The organism is Streptomyces sp. NPDC093111 (assembly GCF_040683955.1).
GTDB lineage: Bacteria > Actinomycetota > Actinomycetes > Streptomycetales > Streptomycetaceae > Streptomyces.
Genome location: NZ_JBFBNW010000048.1, coordinates 1 through 2,041, shown reverse-complemented (window position 1 = coordinate 2,041; position 2,041 = coordinate 1). Strand labels below are relative to the sequence as shown.

Genomic DNA, 2,041 nt, shown 5'->3' with positions numbered 1-2,041 from the left:
CTATATTGAAAATCATGGTTGGCAAAATTGGGTATCAAATGGAGGGATATCAGGAACAGAAGGACAAGGTCGTCAGATTGAAGGAATCAGGATACGACTGACAGACGAACTTGCAACACATTACAATATTTATTACCGAATCCATGCTCAAAATCTAGGTTGGTTACCTTGGGCAGAAAATGGAAATAGTGCTGGTACATTGGGGTACAGTTATCGTATTGAAGCAATCGAAATACGTCTGCTACCCAAAGAGCAAACTGGGCCACCAACGGGTGAATCTTATGTTGAAAAAACTCCTTCTGTCTTAGCGAACGCTCACGTAGCCTCTAAAGGATGGCTACCAGAACAAACAGCCGAGACACAAGTTGGAACGGTCGGACAAGGACTTAGCTTACAGGCACTTCAATTAAAATTAACGGAAAACAGTTATGAAGGTGGTATCGTTTACCAATCCCACCTGGCACATCGTGGTTGGGAAACTTCATGGATTCAGGAAGGACAAACTTCAGGGACCGTTGGACAAAGCTTAGCATTACAAGCTGTCCGAATTAATTTGACCGGTGATATCAGTCACCACTATGATATTTATTACCGTGTCCATTCCCAACACTTCGGCTGGTTAGACTGGGCAAAAAATGGAGAATCAGCTGGCACACAAGGTTACTCATATCGTGCAGAGGGCTTACAAATAAAACTAGTCGAAAAAGGGCAAGCTCCCCCAGGTCAAACAGCTCGTGCCTTTCGAATTGCCCCACCTAAGGTTTCCTTTGATGGTCATGTGTCTGGTATTGGTTGGGTCAATCGCAATGGTCTAAGTAATTCAATCAATCATGCGAATCAAGGGCGTCAATTTGAAGCAATTCGTGCACAATTAGAACAAAGTGATTACTCTGGTGGAATTAGATATGATTCACACATTTCATCAAGTGGATGGACGAATCCTGTTGAGAATGGAGCAATATCAGGTTCGGTCGGACATAGTCGTGCACTCCAGGCCTTCTCTTTTCAATTAACAGGTGAATTATCTGAAAAATACGATATTTACTATCGTTCATTCGTCCGTTCACGCGGTTGGTTAGGTTGGGCTTCAAATGGTCAAAAGGCAGGCTCAGTTGGAATGAGTCTGCCTGTCGAAGCAATTGAAGTCACGATTGTAGAAAATGATCGAAAACCAGCAGGTTACCAAGCAAATCAACTGACTATATTAGGTCAAATTGACACTTCAACACCAGAAGGAAGATTTGTCAATTCTATTACACAAAGTGCAAATCGAGTTGCTCCAGCATACGGATTATACACTTCTGTCATGCTTGCTCAAGCAATTTTAGAAACCGGCTATGGTACAAGCTTCTTGGCACGCAATGCGAACAATTTCTTTGGAATGAAGTTCAAAGATGGGGAAGATGAAGGAAAATATGAGTACGTTTGGCATGTCTCAAATGAAGTTGTCAATGGGATCACGATACCTGTTAATTCGAAATTCCGTGTCTATCAAAGTACCGATGAATCTTTCATCGACAATGCTGTAAAATTAAAATACGGCGTACCTTGGGATCCTGTTCGCTATCGTGGAACTTGGAAAGTTAATACACGTTCTTATCGAGATGCGACCCAAGCCTTAACTGGAACATATGCAACTGATCCAAATTATGGCACAAAATTGAACAACATCATTGAACGTTGGCGTTTGGATCAGTTTGATTGATCTGATCTTTTATACAAAATATCTACCTGGCATTGTTTGAAAATGCCAAGTAGATATTTTTTATTGATTAATTCGCATAAAAGCCAATTCCTTCATATCTCCACCCTAATGGTGTCAAAGAATCTCTTTCTACTGAACTTAATGTGTAATGATGTGTTCCGATAGTTTCATTTGGGTTAAATAGTCGATAAATTGGTTTAGAACCTCCAGAATAAAAACTTAGCCCTTCATATCTCCAGCCTAGTGGGGTAAGGAAGTTGATTTCTGACTGAGCCATTGTATAATGATGATCCCCATTATTTGGATTATACAGACGATACACTGGTTGACCACTAT

General features: G+C 40.9%; 2 protein-coding genes. One reads left to right on the top strand and one right to left on the bottom strand.

Going from position 1 to position 2,041, the window contains the following annotated elements:
• A partial coding sequence (locus tag AB0Q96_RS39130; protein WP_365334148.1) for a glucosaminidase domain-containing protein occupies positions 1 to 1,705 on the top strand: 1,705 nt, incomplete at its 5' end.
• 67 nt (positions 1,706 to 1,772) lie between these two features.
• On the opposite strand, the gene AB0Q96_RS39125 is transcribed toward AB0Q96_RS39130, so the two are convergent.
• Positions 1,773 to 2,041 (bottom strand): hypothetical protein (locus AB0Q96_RS39125; protein ID WP_365334146.1); only part of this gene is annotated, 269 nt, incomplete at its 5' end.